The organism is Brevundimonas sp. FV1ye4L (assembly GCF_058681255.1).
In genome coordinates this window covers 875,201-895,082 of the sequence record NZ_CM178734.1, presented here as the reverse complement: position 1 = coordinate 895,082, position 19,882 = coordinate 875,201, and the positions used below count along the sequence as shown (strand labels likewise).

Genomic DNA, 19,882 nt, shown 5'->3' with positions numbered 1-19,882 from the left:
GCTATAGCTACATACAACCCAGAATGCGCCGATGACGCAACCGTGTTATGCAAGGTCTGTTGGCTTCGATGACAGATTGTCGCTATTCAACGGCGGCCTGATCCGGAGTCGCCGTTGTCCGTCGTTTCGCCATCCTCGCGTTCCAATCGCAAACCCAAGGGCGAAGGCCATTCGCGGCGCGGTGAAATCCTGGCCGCCGCCGAGCGCATCTTCGTCGAGCACGGCTACGAGGGGGCGACGATCCGCAAGATCGCCGACGAGGTCGGCCTGTCTTCGACGGCGCTCTATATGCATTTCCCCGACAAGGGGGCGATCCTGCAGGAGATATGCCGCGAAGCCTTCGGGCGGCTGATCGCGACCGGGGCGTCGCTGGACGCGCTGGACGCAGCCCCGGAGGTGCGTCTGAGGCGGATGATCGAGGCCTATGCCCAGTTCGGCTTCGACCATCCGAACGCCTACCGGCTGATCTATCTGACCCGGCCCGTCGAGGCGCGCGAAGGGGCCCAGAGCCTGTCGCAGGAACTGGGGGCGGGCGTGTTCTCGGCGTTCGAACGACTGGTGGGCGAAGCCGTGGCGGCCGGGCGGATGACGGGCGATCCCCGCACCATCGCCCAGGCAATCTGGGCTGCAACCCACGGCGTGGTCTCGCTGATGATCACCAAGCCCTATTTCCCCTGGGCCGACCGCGACACCCTGGTGAAGACCACATTGGACGCCGTCTTCGCCGGTCTGCTGAAGCCGTGAGACCGGTCTGGGGGCTGGCGGCGACGGTTGCGGTCCTGGCTGTGGCCGGAAGCGTCGAGGCGCGGCCGTTACGGGTGATGGCGCTGGATCAGTGCGCCGACCAATATGTTTTGGCCCTGGCGCCCGACGCCGATTTGGCCCTGTCGCCGCGCGCCGACGACCCCGACGCCTGGATGCGGCGCGAGGCCGCTGGACACAGGCGGCTGCGCCCGACGTTGGAGGCGGCGGTCGGGTTCAAACCCGATGTGGTCGTGCGATATTGGGGCGGCGAGCCCCGGCTGCTGACGGCCTTGGAGCAGCGCGGGACCAAGGTGGTCACCATAGCGGACGCGACCGATCTGGACGGTGTGCGGGCCAACATCCGTGTGGCGGCGCAGGGACTCGGACAGGTCGAGCGCGGCGTGCGGCTGGAGCGGGCCATGCAAACTAAGCTGGATCGCGCCGCGCCGCCTGTCGGAGGTCCGAGGCCGGGGGCGGTCTATCTGACGTCGGGCGGCTATACGTCGGGGCCGGGCACGCTGATGGATGCGATGATGCGCGCGGCGGGGTTCCGCAATCTGACCAAAGCGCCGGGCTTTGGGGCCATCAGCGTCGAGCGGATCGCGCTGGAGCCGCCGATCCGGTTCGTGCTGGGCTTCTTTGATCAATTGCGGGCCGACTGGCGTGGGGCGGGGCGTCATCCGGTGGTGAAACGCGCCGCCCAGGGCCGGACGGCGGCGAAACTGCCTGCGGCGGTTCTGACCTGCCCCGCCTGGTTCGCGGCGGACGGGGTGGAGATGATGGCGAAGGGACGGCCATGAGCCGGACGGTTCGGTTGGGCCTGATCCTAGGACTGGTCTGCGTGGCGGCTGTGGCGGCGGCGGTTCTGTTCGGCGAGACGGCTTTTGACGGCGCACAATATGTGGCGGCGTTCAGCGACCCGGCCTCGGGGCCGTGGGAAGTGCTGTGGCAGGTGCGGGCGCCGCGCGCCGTGTGTGCCTTGGTCGTCGGGGCCTGCCTGGGACTGGCGGGGGCGGTGATGCAAGGCTTGCTTCGCAATCCGCTGGCCGATCCTGGGGTGCTGGGCGTGTCGGCGACGGCGGCTCTGGGGGCAGCGCTCGCCATTGTTTTGGGCGGCGCTGGGGTGGCTGGAGCGGTCGAGATGTCGGCCTTGGTCGGGGCCGGCGTGGCGGGCGGATTGCTGATCGTCGCCGCCGGACTGATGCGGGCGCCCGAGGCGCTGATCCTGTTCGGCGTCGCCTTGTCCAGTTTCGCGGGAGCGGCGACGGCCCTGATCTTCAATTTGTCGCCGTCGCCCATCGCCCAGGCCGAAGTCATGTCCTGGCTGTTGGGATCGGTGCAAAACCGGAGCTGGGTCGATGTGGCCTGGGTCGCGCCCGCCCTGGCGGTTGCGGCGCTCTTCGCCGGGCTGTCGGCGAAAGGCTTGCGGATGCTGACCCTGGGCGACGAGACGGCGGCGGCGTCGGGCCTGTCCATGGGGCGGTTGAGGGTCTTCGCCTTGATCGCGGCGGCGGTGGCGACGGGCGCGGCTGTGGCGGTCGCGGGCGTGATCGGTTTCGTCGGTCTGGCGGCGCCCCATCTGGTGCGAGCGGCTGTGCGAGGGGATGCGGGGCGTATTCTGGCGCCCTCGGCCCTGGCCGGCGGGCTGATGCTGGTGGTCGCCGATCTGGCGGCGCGGCTGACGCCGACGGATCAGGAGCTGAAGCTGGGGGTGTTCACGGCCCTGATCGGCGCGCCCCTGTTCGCCCTGATCGCCTGGCGGGCGGCGCGGGAGTGGCGGCTGTGAGCCTGTTGTCGCTGAAGGCGGTCCGGGCGCGGATCGGGTCTAATCAGGTGCTGGACGGGGTGGACCTCAAGGTTTCGGCTGGAGAGGTAGTAGCTCTGTGCGGTCCCAATGGCGCGGGCAAGAGCAGCGTCATTCGCGCGGCGGCCGGGCTTTTGCCGGTCGAGAGCGGCGAGGTGACGCTGGGCGACGCCGTCTTGGGCGCATTGTCGCCGCGCCAGCGGGCCGAGCGCCTTTCCTATCTGCCGCAAGAACGGCGGATCGCCTGGAACCTGCCTGCGGCCGAGGTCGCGGCTCTGGGCGCGCCCTTCCTGTCGGGCGACGCGGCGTTGGCGAAAGCGAGGGCGGTGCTGGACGCGGTCGGCGCCGGGCATCTGTCAGATCGCGGCGTGGCCGAAATGTCGGGCGGCGAGCGGGCGCGGGTGCTGCTGGCGCGGGCCCTGGTGGCCGATGCGCCGCTGCTGCTGGCCGATGAGCCGACCGCAGGGCTGGATCCCGACGCCCAGAGGCTGGTGCTTGAACGGTTGAGGGCGCGCGCGGGATCGGGGGGCGGGGTGCTGGTCAGCCTGCACGACCTGACCCTGGCCGTCGCCTTCGCAGACCGGGTCGTGGTCTTGGATCATGGGCGCGTCGTCGCCGACGACGCCCCGGTTTCAGCCCTGTCGCCCGCCGTCCTGCGTCAGGTTTTCGGCCTCGACGGTCAGTGGATCGAGGGTCCGGACGGGCCGCTGCTGGCGGCCCGCCGCGCTCAGTAGGCCATATAGGGCCGAGGACCTGCGGCCGCGCCGCGCGCGATGTCGGTCGAGGTCGTCAACGGGGCCGAACCGCCGTTTAGGCGCGCCTTGTAGACCGCCATATTCTCCATCACCCGCATCATATAGTTGCGCGTCTCGGTGAAGGGCGCGCATTCGATGAAGTCGATGGCGGCGTTGGCGTCGCCGCGCGGGTCGCCGCAGCGGGCGATCCACTGGTTCGGACGGGCTGGGCCGGCGTTGTAGCCGACCGTCGCCAGCAGCATCGAGCCGTTATTGGCCGCCATCAGCTCGCCCAGGTGGTAGCTGCCCAGGGTCATGTTGTAGTCCGGATCCCACAGTTGTTCGGCCGAGAAGCTCATGCCCAGGCGGCGGGCGACGCCGGAGCCGGTGGCGGGCAGGAACTGCATCATGCCGCGCGCGTCGGCGCCGGAGCGGGCGCGGGGGTCGAAGCTGGATTCCTGGCGGGTGATGGCCTGGGTGAACTCCAGCGGCGCGGCGCCGGCGACCTGGGGCGGGATGCGGATCGGATACATGCGCTCGGGCAGGACGAAACCGCGCTGGCTGGCGGCGCGACCGACCATCATGGCGGTGAAGCCTTCGCCATAGCTACGGGTCAGGTCGATCAACAGGGCCAAGTCTTCAATGGTCGGCAGATCATTGTCGAGCTGGTAGGCGAAGACGCGCAGCAGGCTGGTTTCGCCGGTTTCTCCCAGAATGCGGGTGGCGCGGACCAGTTCGTTGGACTCGAACCGGGTGATGTCGGCCTGGGTCGGCGCCGGCTCGCCGGGCAGTTGCAGGGTGGTCAGACCCGCCTTTTCCGCCGCCAGCTGGCCGTAGAAGGTCTGCCAGTGCTGGGCGCCGTTGCGATAATAGGTCTGGGCGGCGTCGCGTTCGCCCCGCGCCTCGGCGGCTCGGCCCAGCCAGTAGTAGGCGCGGCCCTGGGTGATGGGGGTGGAGGAGGCTGTGCGCAGGGCCTCGAAATGGCGGGCGGCGACCTCGGGCTGATTCAGCTTGGTCAGGGCGACCCAGCCGGCGAAGAATTCCGCGTCCACCATCCGGTCGCCGGAGGTGAAGCCGTGGCCGTTCATGGCGTCATAGGCAGCGCGCCAGTTTCCTTGCTGAAGCGCGTCGAGATAATAGTTGCGGCGCTCGGTCCACAGGGTGTTGTCGCCGGCAGAATGGGCGGGCGCGGGGGGCAGGTTGGCCAGAAGCGGGAAGGCTTCCGACTGGCGGTTCTGCGAACGCAGGATGCGGACCCGTTCCAGCGTCACCGCAGGATCGGCCGCCCGGGCGGGCGTCAGGCCGGCGACGACGGCGTCCGGGCTGTAGGCGGTCCGCAGGCTCATGACCGTATTAGCGATGGCCGCCCGTTCTGGCGAGACCAGGTTGAGCATGGCGCGCGTCGCCGGACCGTGCGGACCGAGCAGCAGCATGTTCAGCCGCGCCTCATGATCCGCATGGGTCAGTTCGCCGCCCCAGCGCGCGAGGATGCGCGATTGCGGCGCCTCGTCGAACGACCGGGTCCGCCACCAGTCGCGGATCAGGGCGTGGGCCTCGCGCCGCCGTCCGCGCTGTTCTAGGGCCGAGGCGTTGGCGATGGCGCCTTGGACGGTTTCGGGCGGGTGGTCGGAGAAGAGGGCCATCACAGCGTCCGGCGCGGCGCCGACGCGGTCCAGAACCGCTTCTGCGGCGGCGCGACGTGATTCGGCGCGCGGCCAGCCCTTCAAGGCCATCTGGGCCTGGGCGAGCTCGGCGTAAGACAGTTGTTCGCCCGAGGTGTCGATCAGAGCCCACTCGATCAGTTTGCGCGCCGCAGGGTCGCGCAACTGCGAGATCGCGGACTGGGCGCCAGGAATGTCGCGTGCGCGCGCCGCCGCCAGGCCCTGGCGGAACAGCGCCGTGTCCTGATCATTGAGGACGCGGCCCTGATAGGTGGGGCTGTAGCCGGGAACGGTTTGTGAGACGGCGGAATAGGGAACAGGCTGACCAGGCAGGGCGTCCTGCGGGGTCGGAGCGAGGATGGCGAGGGCCGCCGCCAGGCTGGTCGCGATCATGATATTTCCTGTTCTCATTCATCCCGGTTGCGGCGAAGCCGCTGGCGACCTAACGTCCCGCGCTCTTAAGACAGAGGTTCTGGACATCCGTCCATCGCCCCTCCCCACGCAGGCTAGCTAGTCCCATGACCGCCCCCTTGTTCAAGGGCGTGATCACCGCCCTGATCACACCACTTCATGACGGAAACGTGGACGAAGCCGCATTCGCCGCCCTCGTCGAGCGTCAGATCGCCGCAGGCGTCGACGGCATCGTACCCGTCGGCACGACGGGCGAGGGCGCCAGTATGGATCTGGACGAGCACAAGCATGTGATCGACCTGTGCGTGCGGCTGGTGGCCGGGCGCGTCCGGGTCATTGCGGGGACCGGGTCGCCCTACACCAAGGAAGCCATCGAACTGACCCGCCACGCCAAGACGGTGGGGGCGGACGGGGCCTTGATCGTCACCCCCTATTATATCCGTCCTTCGCAGGCGGGGATGGCGGCGCATTTCGAGGCCGTCGCCGACGCCGTCGAATTGCCGATCCTGCTGTACAACGTCCCGGGGCGAACCGGGGCCGATCTGGCCAATGAGACGGTGGCGCGGCTGGCGGTCCATCCGAACATCGTCGGCATCAAGGACGCCACCGGCGACATGAGTCGGGCGAGCTGGATGCGCGCCAACATCAGCGGCCAGTTCGACCTGATCTCGGGCGATGATTCGAGCTATCTGGGTTATCATGCCCATGGCGGGGTCGGACTGATCTCGGTGGCGTCCAATGTCGCGCCCGAGGCCATGGTGGCGCTTCACAATGCGCTGGCGGCCGGGGATTACGCCGCCGCCCGCGACTGGCAGGATCGGCTGATCGGCCTGTGCAAGGCGCTGTTCCTCGACAACTCGCCGGCGCCGACCAAGTACGCCCTGGCCCGGTTGGGTTTGTGCCGCGAGGAGGCGCGCCTGCCGCTGTCGCCGACGTCGGATGAGGTCAAGCCGCTGATCGACCGCGCCATGGCGGATGCGGGCGTCGTCTGATGGCGCCGCAACCCCAGTCGAAGTCCAAGGTCATCGCTGAAAACCGCCGCGCGCGGTTCGACTATTTCCTCGAGGACAATATCGAAGCCGGGATCCAACTGCTGGGTACCGAGATCAAGGCGTTGCGCGACGGGCGGGCCAATATCGCCGAAAGCTATGCGGCGGTGGAGGGGCGCGAAATCGTCCTGATCAACGCTGACATTCCGCCCTACAAACAGGCCAACCGCTTCAATCACGAGCCGCGCCGGCCCCGCAAACTGCTGTTGCACAGAAAGCAGATCGACCGGTTGATCGGGGCGGTGCAGCGGGACGGTCAGACGATCATTCCGCTGAAGCTGTACCTGAACGACGCGGGCAAGGCGAAGCTGGAGATCGCCTTGGCCAAGGGCAAGAAGCTGCACGACAAGCGCGAAGCCTCGGCGGAACGGGATTGGCAGCGCGACAAGGCCCGGCTGATGCGAGACAAGGGCTGAGCGAGCCTTGAGCGGGCTGAGCGCTTAACCCAGCGGTCGAGCGTCGGACACGCCGGGCAGATCGGCGAACGCATATCCTGTTCGTCCCCCTGTTCCCGCCGAAGGGGTGAAGAGGCCGCCTGTGATCAAGGTCAGCGTCGTCACCGCCACGACGATGACCGCAGCCAAGAGCGCGAGCCTGCGCTCGCTCCGTGAAAACACCCCGTTCGTGCGTCGCATAATCCAGCCTCCCCGCTGGGAGACGAACGCCGAAGGCTCGCCTCTGTTCCGCCTTATTTCAGATTGGCGGATTCGTGCGACAGGCGAGTAACAGTTGATGGTTAGCGGGCGATCAGTTCGCGCGCACGATCGAAAACGGCTTCGAACATGGCGGGGGTCAGGCGGCCCGTGTTCGTGTTGAGCCGCGAGCAGTGGTAGGAATTCAGGATTACATAGCCGCCGGCCTCCCCCTCCGCTCCGTGGCCGGCCGGCATGGCAGAGGCCGGGCGGCCGAAAGCCTTCAGGATATTGCGGCGGGAGACGTCGCCCAGGGTCACGATCACCTTCAGATTGGGCAGCAGGGCTAGCCGGTCGACGAGGAAGGGGCGGCAGGTCGTTTCTTCGATCGGCAAGGGCTTGTTGCCCGGCGGGGCGCAGCGGACGGCGTTGGTGATCATACAGTCCACCAGTTTCAGGTCGTCGTTTCCGTCCGGATCATAAGACCCTTGAGCGAAGCCGGCCTTCTTCAGGGTGTCGTACAGGAGCCAGCCCGCGTGGTCGCCGGTGAAGGGGCGGCCTGTGCGGTTGGCGCCGGTGCGACCCGGCGCCAGGCCGGCGACCAGCAGGCGCGCGTTCGTGTCGCCGAAGGAGGGGGCGGGACCGTTCCACCAGTCGGGGTTTTGACGGGCGTTCTCGCGGCGATATTCCACCAGGCGGGGGCAGCGGGGGCAGTCGCGCGGCGGCTCGGGAGTCAGGCTCATTGGGCGCCGCCGGTCTTGGGCCGGCCGAACTCGGCCATCAGATCGTTCAGATCCAGGAAGGCGTCGGCCTGGCGGCGCAGTTCGTCGGCGATATGCGGCGGCTGGGTCTTCTGGGTCGAGATGACGGTGACGCGGACGCCCTTAGCCTGCACCGCCTGGACGACCCGGCGGAAGTCGCCGTCGCCGGAGAACAGCACGACATGATCCAGATGCGGAGCCAACTCCAGCATGTCCACCGCGATCTCGATATCCATATTGCCCTTGATCCGGCTGTGCCCGGAACCGTCGGTGAAGCGCTTCACCGGCTTGGTCACGACCGAAAACCCATTGTAGTCGAGCCAGTCCACCAGGGGTTTCACCGGCGAGAACTCTTCGCCCTCAACCACCGCCGTGTAATAATAGGCGCGTGTCAGGACGGACTTCTCGCGAAACCAGTCCAGCATCCGCTTGAAGTCCAGGTCGTATTGCAGCGCGCGGGCGGCGGAGTAGAGGTTTGACCCGTCGATGAAGATCGCCAGGCGGTCGGTGGAATGAAACATGGTCGAGGCCGTCGAAAGGGATGAAGAATATGACGTCCCGGCGGGGGCTCCGGTCGATGTGGGAATCGACGGGGCGCTCGATCTGGACGCAGCAGTCATCGTGGCGCTGGGCTGTAATGACAAGGGGGTGTGGTCCTCTTGCCGCGAGGCGCTGGAAGCGGCGCTGGCGCGTTTCCGCAGCGAAGGGATCGACATCGTGGCCCGGTCGTCCTGGTGGTCGTCGATGGCCTGGCCCGATCCGCAGGACCCGCCTTTTCTGAACGGGGTGGTGATCGTTCAGACCCGCCACGATCCGCACGCCCTGATGGCGGCGCTGGGCCGGATCGAGGACGTGTTTGGTCGGCTGCGGTCCGTCCGCAACGCGCCGCGCACTCTGGACCTGGACCTTATCGCTTATGGCCGGCTGAGCGGTGATCTGGACGGACTGATCCTGCCGCATCCGCGCTCTGCCGAGCGGCGGTTCGTCATGGGGCCCATCGCGGAGATCGCGGCGGACTGGGTGCATCCCCACGGCGGCCTGGCGCGGGACCTGGCCGCATCAGCGACCGTGGCGCAGGACGCCCATCCGGTCTGACGCCGCACTTTCGCCCCGCTAGCGTTGCAAAACACAGTCCCTATCTGTATTTGACGCGGTTCTCCCCCGCGTTCGAGGAATTTTCATGGCCCGCGTCACCGTCGAAGACTGCATCGAGAAGGTCCCGAACCGCTTCGGCCTGGTTCTGCTGGCCGGTCACCGCGCGCGCAGCATCGCCAATGGCGCCGCCCTGACCATCGACCGCGACAACGACAAGAACCCCGTCGTCGCCCTGCGCGAGATCGCCGACGACACGGTCGTGCCGGACGAACTGCGCGAGACCATCATCACCACGCTGCAACGCGTCGATGAGCGCACCGAAGCCGAGGACGAGGCGGAAACGGTCGCCCTGCTGGCCGAGCCGCAACACATGAACATGGCCGAAGCCGAGCTGATCCGCGCCCTGCAAAGCGACCGCGACGGCGGCCAGGAGGAGCGGTACTGACGCCCGAGGGAGCCCCTGGCGTCACTATCCTGCCGGCGCGGACCGAAACGGTTCCGCCGGCGCCCCAAGCTGCGAACAAAAACGATCCCATGCCGACCGCGGACGATGCGGCGCCGGCGCCGAAGCGCGCGCCCATACTGCGCCAGTTCGAGCTGATCGAGGCCGTCAAGGCCTATGACCCTACCGCCGACGAAGCGCTTCTGAACCGCGCCTATGTCTATGCGATGAAGATGCACGGCTCGCAGATGCGAGCCTCGGGCGATCCCTATTTCGCCCACCCGATCCAGGTCGCGGGCATACTGACCGACTACAAGCTCGACACTGCGACCATTGTCACAGCCCTGCTGCACGATGTGGTCGAGGACACGTCCGCGACGCGCGACGACATCGCCCAGATGTTTGGCGAAGAGGTTGCGGTCCTGGTCGAGGGCGTGACCAAGTTGAGCCGGCTTGAACTTCAGGCCGAGCACACGCGCCAGGCCGAGAACCTGCGGAAATTCATCCTGGCCATCAGCCGGGACGTGCGGGTGCTGTTGGTCAAGCTGGCCGACCGGCTGCACAACATGCGCACGCTTCAGTATGTGAAGCCTGAGAAGCGCGAGCGGATCAGCCGCGAGACCCTGGAAGTCTATGCGCCGCTGGGGCGGTCGATCGGTATTCACTCGATCGCGTCCGAGCTGGAAGAACTGGCGTTCACCCACCTGAACCCTACGGCCAAGACCGCCATCGAGCGGCGGCTGGAGGCCCTGAAGCTGGAGCACGGTCGCGCCATCGAGGGCGTGGCGGGCGAAGTCGAACGTGTGCTGTCGGAGGCTGGGGTCGGCGCCCACGTCTTCGGGCGCCAGAAGACGCCCTATTCGATCTGGCGGAAGTTGCAGCGCAAGTCGGTCGGGTTTTCGTCCCTGTCGGACATCTACGGTTTCCGCGTGATCGTGGAGGCTGAGGACGACTGCTACCGCGCCCTGGGCGTGATCCATCGTGAATGGCCGATGGTGCCGGAGCGCTTCAAGGACTTCATCTCGACGCCCAAGTCGAACAACTATCGCTCGCTGCACACGACCGTGGTCGGGCCGCGCGGTCTGCGCATCGAGATGCAGATCCGCACCGAGGCGATGGACCGGGTCGCCGAGGATGGGGTTGCGGCCCACTGGCGGTACAAGAACAAGTCCTATGGCTTCGACCGCGAGGCGATGGAGCAGGGGGGCGGTCGCGACCCGCTGCAGAACCTGCGCCACCTGGTTCAGGTGATCGAACACGGCGAGGGCGGCGAGGATTGGGTCGAGCACGCCAAGCTCGAAATGTATCTGGATCAGGTCTTCGTCTTCACCCCCAAGGGGCGGCTGGTGACCCTGCCGCGGGGGGGCATGCCGCTGGACTTCGCCTATGCCGTCCATACCGAGGTCGGGGACACGGCCGTCGGCGTGAAGGTCAATGGCGAGCTTAAGCCGATGCGCACGCCGTTGCAGAACGGCGACGTGGTCGAGATCATTCGCGGGGCCAAGCGCGAGGTTCCGGCCGATTGGCGCAGTCTGACCGTCACGGGCCGGGCGCGGTCGGCCATCCGGCGCCATATCCGTACCTCCGAACGCGAGGAGTTCGTCAAATTGGGCCGGGTGGCGTTGCAGCAGACCCTGGCGCGTATCGACAAGACCTTGGCTGAAGTGTCGCTGAAACCGATACTGGAGACCCTGGCGGTCGCCGGCGACGATGATGTGTTCGAGAGCCTGGGGCGTGGACGGCTGTCGCCGACGACGGTGGCTGAGACCCTGTTCCCGGCGCTGAAGGGGCGGCTGAAGGCGGGGCCGGAGAAGCAGAGGATCGAAGGGGACACCGCCCGTCTGTTCGTCCGGGGCGGCGGGCTGACGCCCGGCGTCAGCGTTCATTTCGGCCAATGCTGCACGCCCGTGCCGGGTGATCGGATCGTCGGCATTTTGGAGCCGGAGGTGGGGCTGACCGTTCACACCATCGACTGCCAGTCGCTGGCGGCCTTTGCTGATGACGATTCGGTCTGGCACGACTTGCAATGGACGCCCCAAGCCGAGACCGACGCGGTGGCTGCGGTGCGTCTGAACGCCACCATCCGCAATGCGCCAGGCGTCCTGGGGCAGGTGACCACCCTGATCGGGGAGGCCGGCGGCAATATCATCAACCTGTCGATGGCCTATCGGCAGCAGGACTTTTTCGACGTGACCCTGGATGTCGAGGTCGAGGACGCGAAACACGCGACCATGATCATGGCGGCGCTGCGGGCCAATCCGTCGGTCGACAACGTGGATCGCGGTCGAGGCTGAGCCTTTCGCTCGGCGGGGCGAGGCGCTAAGACCGCCGCCATGAACACCCAAGACGTCCTCAACGAGTTCCGCGACGCCGGCGCCCTGCGCGAAGGCCATTTTGTCCTGTCTTCGGGCCTGCACAGCCCGGTCTTCCTGCAGAAGAACCTGGTCTTCATGCAGACGGATCGCTGTGAGCGGCTGTGCAAGGCGCTGGCGGACAAGATCGTCGCGACCGTGGGGCCGGTGGACGTCGCCATTTCGCCGGCCGTGGGCGGCATCATTCCCGGGTATGAGACCGCGCGTCACCTGGGCGTGCAGTCGATGTATGTCGAGCGCGAGGGCGGCCAGTTCAAACTGCGGCGCGGCTTCTCGGTCGAGCCGGGGCAGAAGGTGGTGATGGTCGAGGATATCGTCACCACGGGCCTGTCGTCGCGTGAGTGTATCGCCGCCATCCAGGCCGCCGGGGGCGAGGTCGTGGCGGCCGCCTGTATCGTCGATCGGTCGGGCGGCAAGGCGGACGTCGGCGTGCCGCTGATCGCTCTGGCGTCTCTGGAGGTTCCGGCCTATCCGGCCGATGCCCTGCCGCCGGAACTGGCGGCCCTGCCGATCGAAGATCCGGGCAGCCGCAGAATTTCGAAGTGATGTTCGGTTTGGCGAGGAGCTGAGATGCGCGAACGGGTCAGGCTGGGCGTCAATATCGATCACGTCGCCACAGTGCGGAACGCCCGCGGCGGCGCCCATCCGGATCCTGTCCGGGCCGCCGAGGCCGCGCTGGCCGCCGGCGCGGACGGGATCACCGCCCACCTGCGTGAGGATCGCCGTCATATCACTGATCCCGACATCGACGTGCTCAGCGCCCTGTGCGCGCGGGCGGGCAAGCCGCTGAATTTCGAGATGGCGGTGACCGACGAGATGCTGGCCATCGCCCTGCGACATCGTCCCCACGCCGCCTGCCTGGTGCCGGAACGGCGCGAGGAAGTGACCACAGAGGGCGGGTTGGCCGTCGCCGGGCATGAGGCGCGGATCGCGCCCGTTGCAAAGGCCCTGGCCGATGCCGGAATCAGGGTTTCGCTGTTCATCGAGCCGTCCGAAGCCCAGGTCGAGGCCGCTGCGGCTGTCGGCGCCCAGGTGGTGGAGTTCCACACCGGCCGCTATTGCCATCTGACCGATCCGGGCGAGCGGGAGGTCGAGTTCGAACGGATCGCAGCCGCTGCGGCCCAGGCCGATATTCTGGGGCTGGAGGTCCATGCGGGCCATGGTCTGGATTACGATACTGCCCCGCGCATGCTGGCCATTCCGGAAGTCCGCGAGTTGAACATCGGTCATTTCCTGATCGGCGAATCCATCTTCGTCGGCCTGGATGCGGCGATCCGGCGGATGCGGGCGGTGATGGACGCGGCGAAGTGATCATCGGCGTCGGCGCCGACCTGTCGGACATCCGGCGTATCCAGGCCTCGCTGGATCGGTTCGGCGAACGGTTCAAGCAACGCTGTTTCACGGACATCGAGCGGACCCGGTCGGATCGGAAACCGGACCCGGCCTGGAGCTACGCCAAGCGGTTCGCGGCCAAGGAGGCCTGCGCCAAGGCGCTGGGCACCGGGATGCGCGCGGACGTCTATTGGCGCGACATGGGGGTGGTGAACCTGCGCTCCGGACAGCCGACCCTGGCCCTGACCGGCCATGCCGCCGAGCATCTGGCGAGCCTGACGCCGGCGGGTCATGAGGCCAAGATTCACCTGACCCTGAGCGACGAACACCCTTATGCACTCGCCTTCGTGGTGATCGAAGCCTTGCCGCTGTCGTAATCGCGATATACCCCTCAGGGGACGACCGCGCAGACGCGGCAAGGGGATTCCTGATCGCATGAGCGAAGACCAGAAGCCGCAAGACGCCGATGCGGCCAAGACCGATGCGACCGACCCCACGCCGGAGGAGGTCTTCGCCGCGTCTGAGGCTGATACGCCGGTCGAAGCCGTAAAGAGCGAAACGGCTGAGAAGCGCCCGGTCTGGAGCGACGAGGGGGATGCGCCCTTTGAAGAGGCGCCCAAGACGCCCGTCTATGCGCGCAAGGCCGCCAAGAGCGCCAAGGCCGAACCGACCGCCGGCGACGAGACGATGGAGATCGTGAAGACGATCTTCTTCGCCCTGCTGATCGCCATGGTGCTGCGGATCTTCCTGTTCCAGCCCTTCACCATTCCGTCGGCCTCGATGGAGCCGAACCTCTATGAGGGCGACTATATCGTCGTGTCGAAATGGTCTTACGGCTATTCGAAGCATTCGATCCCGTTCAGCCCGCCGCTGTTTGACGGCCGGGTGATGGGATCGGCGCCGAAGCGCGGCGATATCGTCGTGTTCAAGCTGCCGCGCGACGACAAGACGGACTTCATCAAGCGGGTCATCGGCCTGCCGGGCGACCGGATCCAGATGATCTCGAACAAGCTCTATATCAACGACAGGCCGGTTGAAGACGTCGTGGTCAGCGAGCGCGAGATCAACGACATCTTCGGGGCGCATCCGGTCGCGCAGGTGCGCGAGACCCTGCCGGAGGGCAAGAGCTTCATGACCCAGGACTTCGGCCCCGGGAACGACCTGGACGATACGCCGGTCTATGAGGTGCCGGTCGGTCATTACTTCATGATGGGCGATAACCGGGACAACTCGATCGACAGCCGGGTCGAACAGTCCAGCGGTGTCGGCATGGTCCCGGCCGAGAACCTGGTCGGCAAGGCGCAGATCATCCTGTTCTCGTGGGAGCCCGGCGCGTCGCTGTTCAAGCCCTGGACCTGGGCCAATGTGCGGCTCGGACGGTTCTTCAACGTTCTGCATTGATGGCCAATCTGAGAGCTGAGGCGGTCGCGGCGTTGCAGTCGCGGATCGACCATTCCTTCAAGGATGCGGACCTGTTGGAGCGCGCCCTGACCCACGCGAGCGTCGGCGAGGGTGCGCCGGTCGGTGTCCATGGACCGCGCGACAACGAGCGGCTGGAGTTCCTGGGCGACCGGGTGCTGGGCCTGCTGGTGGCGGAGAAGCTGTCGCGCGACTATCCCACCGCCCACGAAGGCGAACTGTCGTCCAGCCTGCACGCCCTGGTCGACAAGACCGCCTGCGCGCGGGTGGGGGAAGCCCTGGGCGTCGGTCCGGCCCTGCGTCTGTCGCCGGGCGAGACCAAGACAGGCGGACGTCGCAAGGCCGGGGTCATCGCCGATGCGGTCGAGGCCATCCTGGCGGCCGTCTATTTGGATGGCGGGCTGGAGGCGGCGCGGGCCTTCTTCGACAGGGCCTGGGCGGCCGAGTTCGCGGCCCCGCCTTCGCGGTCCGTGACCAACCCCAAGTCCGCCCTGCAGGAGTGGGCCCAAGGGCGGGGCCGGCCGCTGCCGACCTATAGGGTTGCGGATCGGACGGGTTCGGATCATGCGCCGACATTCACCGTCGAGGTGTCCGTCGAAGGCGTGGAGCCCTTGACCGCACTGGGGCGTTCGCGTCAGGAGGCGGAGAAGGCGGCCGCAACGGCTCTCCTCAAACGTGAAGGCGTCATTTGACCGATATTGAAAACCAGCGCGCGGGCTTTGCCGCCATCATCGGCGCGCCGAACGCCGGCAAGTCCACGCTGGTCAACCGGCTGACCGGGTCCAAGGTCTCCATCGTCACCCAGAAGGTGCAGACGACGCGGTTCCCGGTGCGCGGCATCGCCATGGAAGGCGAGGCCCAGATCGTGCTGGTGGACACCCCCGGCATCTTCACCCCGCGCCGTCGTCTGGACCGGGCCATGGTCGCCTCGGCCTGGGGCGGGGCGCAGGACGCGGACGTGGTCGTCCACCTGATCGACGCCCAGTCGCACATCAACTCGGAAGGTCGTGAAGGCACGGCGGCGGACCGCCGCTCGGCCGAGGACACCGAGACCATCATCGCCAATCTTCAGTCCACCGGGACGAAGGTCATCCTGGCGTTGAACAAGATCGACGGCATGCGCCGCGACACCCTGCTGGCCCTGTCGCAGAAACTGTTCGAGAGCGGCGTCTATGAGGAGGTCTATATGATCTCCGCCGCCAACGGCGACGGGGTCGAGGACCTGAAGCAGCGACTGGCGCGGTCGATGCCCAAGGGGCCTTGGCTCTATCCCGAGGATCAGGCGGCGGACGTGCCGGTGCGGGTTCTGGCGGCTGAGATCACGCGCGAGAAGGTCTATCTGCGCGTCCACGAGGAACTGCCCTATTCGGCGGCCGTGGAGACGACCAGTTTCGAGGAGCGCGCCGACGGCTCGGCCCGGATCGAACAGACCATCTATGTCGAGCGCGAGAGCCAGCGGCCCATCGTCCTGGGCAAGGGCGGCCAGACCCTGAAATGGATCGGCCAGAAGGCGCGCGAGGAGCTGAACGAGATCCTCGGCCGTCAGGTCCACCTGTTCCTGACGGTGAAGGTCGATCCGAAGTGGCAGGATTCGCGGGCGCTCTACGCCCAGTTCGGTCTCGATTTCGACGTCTGAGTTCCCGTGTTTGAAGTGCCGCGTACCCCTGGGGGCCATCCCCGGCTTGTTCTGGGCGTCCTGGGGGCGCTGATCCTCGGCGGCGTAGTCTGGGCCGGGTTTTCGACGTCGGTCAAACCCGTCAGCGATGCGATGCGGGCGGCGGCCAGCCCCGATACGCCGCCGCGTCCGCCCCTGGTCGTGGTCGAGGATCTGCCGCAACTGGCCGCGAGGCTGGAACGCGAGGGCGCGGCTGGGCGGTTCATGGGCGGTGTTCTGGTGGCCAAGGGCGACCGGGTTCTGTTCCGCCAGGTCTATGGCAAGGCGAACTATGAGCAGGATCGGCCGCTGAAGCTGGACTCGCGGTTCCGGCTGGCCTCGATCTCCAAACAGTTCACGGCGGCGGCCATCCTGCGCCTGCAGGACGAGGGGAGGCTGAGCGTCTCCGACCCGGTCTGCAAATGGATCCAGCCCTGTCCCAAGGCGTGGGAGCCGGTGCGGATCAGCCACCTGTTGTCGCACACCTCGGGCATTCCGGATCTGATGGCGCGGCCGGGCTGGGGCATGCGGCGCACGACGCCGGCGACCCTGGACGAACTGACCGAGGATTCGAAGCGGTTCGGCCTGCAGTTCGCGCCGGGGACCAAGGTCCGGTACGATAATGCGGGCTTCAACCTGGCGGCGGCCATTGTCGAGAAGGCCAGCGGCCGGCCCTATCAAGCCTATATGCGCGAGACCTTCTTTGGTCCTCTGGGCATGAAGGACAGCGGGCTGGACCTGGACGGCGGCGACCATGGGGCGATCATGGGTTACGCCAACTTCCCCGCAGGACTGGCGGCCCAGCCGAACGCCAACACCTCCATCGTCGCCGGCGCAGGCGCGGTCTATTCGACGCTGGACGATTTGCTCGTATGGCAGAGGGCGTTGCATCGCGGGGAACTGCTGAAGCCGTTCAGCTATCAGCAGATGCTGGCTGACCATGCGCCGGCGGACGCGCCCAAGGAGCGGGGCAGACCGCGCCGCGACTGGGGCTACGGGATATTTTCGAACCGGCTGGGCGATCAGGTCCAGCCCAGTTTCCAGGATCGCCAAATCTATCACACCGGCAGCTGGGGCGGGTTCCGCAATCTGATGCTGTACCAGCCTGAGGCCGATGTGACGGTGATCGTGTTGTCCAACAATTATCACCTGCGCGACCAGGTCTTTCTGATCAGCCAGCAGGCCATGGCCGAAGCCCTGGGCCGCGAGTTCCCGACGACCCTGGACCGATAGGCCCAAGCCGGCGGCATGGCGTAAAAACAGGGCGCCAAACGTGCCAAAGGCGCCAAACGTGCCAAACGTGCCAAAGGCGCCAAACCTGCCAAACGCGCCATACCTCAGTCTCCCCATCAACACCGGCTCCCAGTCTAAGGGCGTTTGAGGGCGCGGTGAGATGAAGGGTGAAAACGGGGCGCAAAGCCTTGCGCCGCCGTGTTCAGGATGGATGGAAAATAAATTTGGGCCGTCAGGCGGGGAGCATGGACCCTGTGTCGATGTAGCGCTGGTGCCACGACAGGGCTTCGTTCAGCAGGTGGGGGGACTGGAGGCCGTAGGAGCCCTTCAGCGCGCGCTCGTAGTAGTCGTTGAGGCCGTCGCGGTATTTCGGATGGGCGCAGTGGGCGATGATCAGCTTGGCCCGCTGTTTCGGCGACAGGCCGCGCAGATCGGCCAGGCCCTGTTCGGTGACGATGACTTGGACGTCCTGGGTGATGTGGTCGACGTGGCTGGCCATGGGGACGATGGCCGAGATGGCGCCGCCCTTGGCCGTCGAAGGCGTGACGAAACAGGAGATGAAGGCGTTGCGCGAGAAGTCACCCGAGCCGCCGATGCCGTTCTGGATGCGCGACCCCATGACCTGGGTCGAGTTGACGTTGCCGTAGATGTCGGCCTCGATCAGGCCGTTCATAGCGATACAGCCCAGGCGGCGGATCAGCTCGGGATGGTTCGAGATCTCCTGCGGGCGCAGGATGATCTTGCCGCGGAACTGCTCCATCCGACTGTTCATATCCGCCGCCGCCTCGGGGCTGAGGGAGAAGGCTGTGGCGGAGGCGACGGTCAGCTTGCCGGCGTCCAGCAGGTCCAGCATCCCGTCCTGGATCACCTCGGTATAGGCGGCCATCCGTTCGAACGGGCTGTCCATCAGGCCCGCCAGGACGGCGTTGGCGACATTGCCGACGCCGGACTGAAGCGGCAGCAGGGCGGCGGGCAGGCGGCCGACCCGGACCTCGTGCTTCAGGAACTCGATCAGGTGGCCGGCGATGGCGCGGGCGTTGGCGTCCGGCGCGGCGAAGGGCAGGTTGCGGTCCGGGGCCTCGGTCTCGACGATGGCGACGATCTTGTCCGGATCGCAGCGGAAGGTCGGCTGGCCGATCAGTTGGTCGGGCCGGGTCAGGGGGATGGGCACCCGGTCGGGCGGCAGGGCCGTGCCGTAATAGATGTCGTGCATCCCCTCCAGCGCCGGATTCTGCCAGGCGTTGACCTCGAGGATCACCCGCTCGGCCCGGTCCAGCCAGGTCTTGTTGTTGCCGATGGAGGAGGAGGGCACCAGGCTGCCGTCGGCGTTGATGGCCGAGACCTCGACCACGGCGGTGTCCAGCGGCCCCAGCACGCCCTGCCAGACCATGGGGGCCAGCTGGCTGAGGTGCATGTCCAGATAGTCCATCTGGCCCGAGTTGATCTTCTCACGCGCGATGGGGTCGGAGTTGTAGGGCAGGCGGCGTTCGATCCCGTCGGCCTTGGCTAGGGCGCCGTCCAGTTCCGGGCCGGTGGAGGCGCCGGTCCAGAGGTTCAGGCGGAAGGCGTCGCCGGCGGCGTGGGCGGCCTCGATTCGCGTAGCCAGGGCGGCGGGGACGGCCTTGGGATAGCCCGAGCCGGTGAAGCCGCTCATGCCCACAGTGGAGCCGGCGGGGATCAGGGCGGCGGCGTCCTGGGCGGACATCAGCCTGGAGCGCAGGGATTGGCTGCGAATACGCGACATGGAGCTCTTCAAGGTTACGGCCGGGGGGGCCTGGGCGTCTCGGGTAGGCGGCGCCGCGAAGGCGATCCATTCGACCTTGGTCGAGGATGGGCGGTGCGTCCATGATCTCCGTCAAATGATCCGTTCGATCCTATGGAACGCCAGACGGGACCGTCGGTTAGCGAGAGACCGCTAGGAAGGATCGCCATGAAAGCCCTTGTTCTGAACTGCACGCTCAAGCCGTCGCCGGAGACCTCAAGCACCGAAGCTCTCGCCAAGGTGGTGATCGACGAACTGGAGAAGGGTGGGGCCGAGGTCGAGATGGTCCGGCTGGTCGACCTGAACATCAAGCCGGGCGTGAAGACGGATCAAGGGGCCGGCGATGACTGGCCGGCTGTCCATGAGAAGATCATGGCGGCCAATATCGTCGTCTTCGCCACCCCGACCTGGGTCGGGCAGATGTCCAGCGTCTGTATGCGGGCCCTGGAGCGGATGGACGCCCTGTTCGAGGAGACGGACGACAGCGGCCGGCCTGTGGCGTTCGGCAAGGTGGGCGGTATCGTCATCACCGGCAATGAGGACGGCGCCCACCATATCGTGGCGACGGTCTCCCAGGCCCTGATCGACATGGGGTTCACCATTCCGGCGCAGAGCTGGACCTATTGGCACCTCGGCCCTGGAGCGGGGCCGGACTATGTCGAGACCGACGAGGGGCACGACTATTCGGATCGGGTTGGGCGCAACGCGGCGCGGAATATGCTGGCGCTGGCCAAAGTGCTGACACCGGACACCTACCCCGTTCCCGAAAGCTGAGAA

22 protein-coding genes are annotated in these 19,882 nt (G+C 67.0%); 18 read left to right on the top strand and 4 right to left on the bottom strand.

Annotated elements, in window-relative coordinates:
* Nucleotides 1-114: 114 nt before the first annotated feature.
* Genes ACW17X_RS04315 through ACW17X_RS04300 form a run of 4 tightly spaced genes read left to right on the top strand, consistent with a single transcriptional unit; the run spans nt 115 to nt 3,282 of the window.
* Nucleotides 115-744, top strand: coding sequence for a TetR/AcrR family transcriptional regulator (locus ACW17X_RS04315; protein WP_492099818.1), 630 nt, complete (start codon nt 115-117; stop codon nt 742-744).
* Entirely contained in the window at nt 741-1,544 is an 804-nt protein-coding gene (locus ACW17X_RS04310) for an ABC transporter substrate-binding protein (protein ID WP_492099817.1), read from the top strand. The genes ACW17X_RS04315 and ACW17X_RS04310 overlap by 4 nt, the downstream gene beginning before the upstream one ends.
* A complete protein-coding gene (locus ACW17X_RS04305) occupies nt 1,541-2,530 on the top strand; it encodes a FecCD family ABC transporter permease (protein WP_492099816.1) in 990 nt (329 codons plus the stop codon). The genes ACW17X_RS04310 and ACW17X_RS04305 overlap by 4 nt, the downstream gene beginning before the upstream one ends.
* The gene (locus tag ACW17X_RS04300) at nt 2,527-3,282 is read left to right on the top strand and encodes an ABC transporter ATP-binding protein (protein WP_492099815.1); all 756 of its coding nucleotides are present in this window, start codon (nt 2,527-2,529) and stop codon (nt 3,280-3,282) included. Before ACW17X_RS04305 ends, ACW17X_RS04300 begins: the two co-directional genes overlap by 4 nt.
* Here the strand turns inward: ACW17X_RS04300 and ACW17X_RS04295 are convergent.
* Complete coding sequence (locus ACW17X_RS04295) at nt 3,276-5,336, bottom strand: lytic transglycosylase domain-containing protein (protein ID WP_492099814.1); 2,061 nt, start codon at nt 5,334-5,336, stop codon at nt 3,276-3,278. The two genes, ACW17X_RS04300 and ACW17X_RS04295, sit on opposite strands and share 7 nt — an antisense overlap.
* Nucleotides 5,337-5,461: 125 nt before the next feature.
* Here ACW17X_RS04295 and dapA point away from each other — a divergent pair, with 125 nt between their 5' ends.
* The 3 genes from dapA to ACW17X_RS04280 all read left to right on the top strand — a co-directional run bounded on the left by dapA (nt 5,462) and on the right by ACW17X_RS04280 (nt 7,129).
* Entirely contained in the window at nt 5,462-6,346 is an 885-nt protein-coding gene (gene dapA, locus ACW17X_RS04290; RefSeq protein ID WP_492099813.1) for a 4-hydroxy-tetrahydrodipicolinate synthase, read from the top strand.
* Nucleotides 6,346-6,819, top strand: a complete 474-nt coding sequence (gene smpB, locus ACW17X_RS04285; RefSeq protein ID WP_008259266.1) for an SsrA-binding protein SmpB — start codon at nt 6,346-6,348, stop codon at nt 6,817-6,819. Before dapA ends, smpB begins: the two co-directional genes overlap by 1 nt.
* 121 nt (nt 6,820-6,940) lie before the next feature.
* A complete protein-coding gene (locus ACW17X_RS04280) occupies nt 6,941-7,129 on the top strand; it encodes a hypothetical protein (RefSeq protein ID WP_492099812.1) in 189 nt (62 codons plus the stop codon).
* A gap of 10 nt (nt 7,130-7,139) precedes the next feature.
* Here the strand turns inward: ACW17X_RS04280 and ACW17X_RS04275 are convergent, their stop codons facing one another.
* Nucleotides 7,140-7,778, bottom strand: a complete 639-nt coding sequence (locus tag ACW17X_RS04275; RefSeq protein WP_492099811.1) for a uracil-DNA glycosylase — start codon at nt 7,776-7,778, stop codon at nt 7,140-7,142.
* The gene (locus ACW17X_RS04270; protein ID WP_492099810.1) at nt 7,775-8,317 is read right to left on the bottom strand and encodes a LabA-like NYN domain-containing protein; all 543 of its coding nucleotides are present in this window, start codon (nt 8,315-8,317) and stop codon (nt 7,775-7,777) included. Before ACW17X_RS04270 ends, ACW17X_RS04275 begins: the two co-directional genes overlap by 4 nt.
* Here ACW17X_RS04270 and folK point away from each other — a divergent pair.
* The 10 genes from folK to ACW17X_RS04220 all read left to right on the top strand — a co-directional run bounded on the left by folK (nt 8,316) and on the right by ACW17X_RS04220 (nt 17,343).
* Nucleotides 8,316-8,891, top strand: a complete 576-nt coding sequence (gene folK, locus ACW17X_RS04265; RefSeq protein WP_492099808.1) for a 2-amino-4-hydroxy-6-hydroxymethyldihydropteridine diphosphokinase — start codon at nt 8,316-8,318, stop codon at nt 8,889-8,891. The genes ACW17X_RS04270 and folK overlap by 2 nt on opposite strands.
* Nucleotides 8,892-8,976: 85 nt before the next feature.
* Nucleotides 8,977-9,336, top strand: a complete 360-nt coding sequence (rpoZ, locus tag ACW17X_RS04260) for a DNA-directed RNA polymerase subunit omega (protein ID WP_271166033.1) — start codon at nt 8,977-8,979, stop codon at nt 9,334-9,336.
* An 89-nt stretch (nt 9,337-9,425) separates the two neighbouring features.
* Complete coding sequence (locus ACW17X_RS04255) at nt 9,426-11,627, top strand: RelA/SpoT family protein (RefSeq protein WP_492086767.1); 2,202 nt, start codon at nt 9,426-9,428, stop codon at nt 11,625-11,627.
* A gap of 39 nt (nt 11,628-11,666) precedes the next feature.
* Entirely contained in the window at nt 11,667-12,251 is a 585-nt protein-coding gene (pyrE, locus tag ACW17X_RS04250; protein WP_492099807.1) for an orotate phosphoribosyltransferase, read from the top strand.
* 24 nt (nt 12,252-12,275) lie between these two features.
* On the top strand, nt 12,276-13,016 hold the full coding sequence (locus ACW17X_RS04245; protein WP_492099806.1) for a pyridoxine 5'-phosphate synthase: 741 nt from the start codon (nt 12,276-12,278) through the stop codon (nt 13,014-13,016).
* Nucleotides 13,013-13,414 (top strand): holo-ACP synthase, encoded by a 402-nt coding sequence (gene acpS / locus ACW17X_RS04240; RefSeq protein WP_267513014.1) that lies wholly within the window; start codon nt 13,013-13,015, stop codon nt 13,412-13,414. Before ACW17X_RS04245 ends, acpS begins: the two co-directional genes overlap by 4 nt.
* 58 nt (nt 13,415-13,472) lie before the next feature.
* Nucleotides 13,473-14,438 carry a signal peptidase I gene (lepB, locus tag ACW17X_RS04235; protein ID WP_492099804.1) on the top strand — a complete coding sequence of 322 codons (966 nt, stop codon included), beginning with the start codon at nt 13,473-13,475 and terminating at the stop codon, nt 14,436-14,438.
* Nucleotides 14,438-15,148: a ribonuclease III gene (gene rnc, locus ACW17X_RS04230; RefSeq protein WP_492099803.1), complete on the top strand. Its 711-nt coding sequence runs from the start codon at nt 14,438-14,440 to the stop codon at nt 15,146-15,148. Before lepB ends, rnc begins: the two co-directional genes overlap by 1 nt.
* Entirely contained in the window at nt 15,145-16,092 is a 948-nt protein-coding gene (gene era / locus ACW17X_RS04225) for a GTPase Era (RefSeq protein ID WP_492099802.1), read from the top strand. Before rnc ends, era begins: the two co-directional genes overlap by 4 nt.
* Before the next feature lie 15 nt (nt 16,093-16,107).
* On the top strand, nt 16,108-17,343 hold the full coding sequence (locus ACW17X_RS04220; protein WP_492099801.1) for a serine hydrolase domain-containing protein: 1,236 nt from the start codon (nt 16,108-16,110) through the stop codon (nt 17,341-17,343).
* A gap of 232 nt (nt 17,344-17,575) precedes the next feature.
* On the opposite strand, the gene scpC is transcribed toward ACW17X_RS04220, so the two are convergent.
* Nucleotides 17,576-19,087, bottom strand: coding sequence for a succinyl-CoA:acetate CoA-transferase ScpC (gene scpC, locus ACW17X_RS04215; protein ID WP_492086775.1), 1,512 nt, complete (start codon nt 19,085-19,087; stop codon nt 17,576-17,578).
* Nucleotides 19,088-19,273: 186 nt separating this feature from the next.
* On the opposite strand from scpC, the gene ACW17X_RS04210 reads away from it, so the two are divergent.
* Nucleotides 19,274-19,879, top strand: a complete 606-nt coding sequence (locus tag ACW17X_RS04210) for a flavodoxin family protein (protein WP_492086776.1) — start codon at nt 19,274-19,276, stop codon at nt 19,877-19,879.
* The last annotated feature ends 3 nt before the right edge of the window (nt 19,880-19,882 follow it).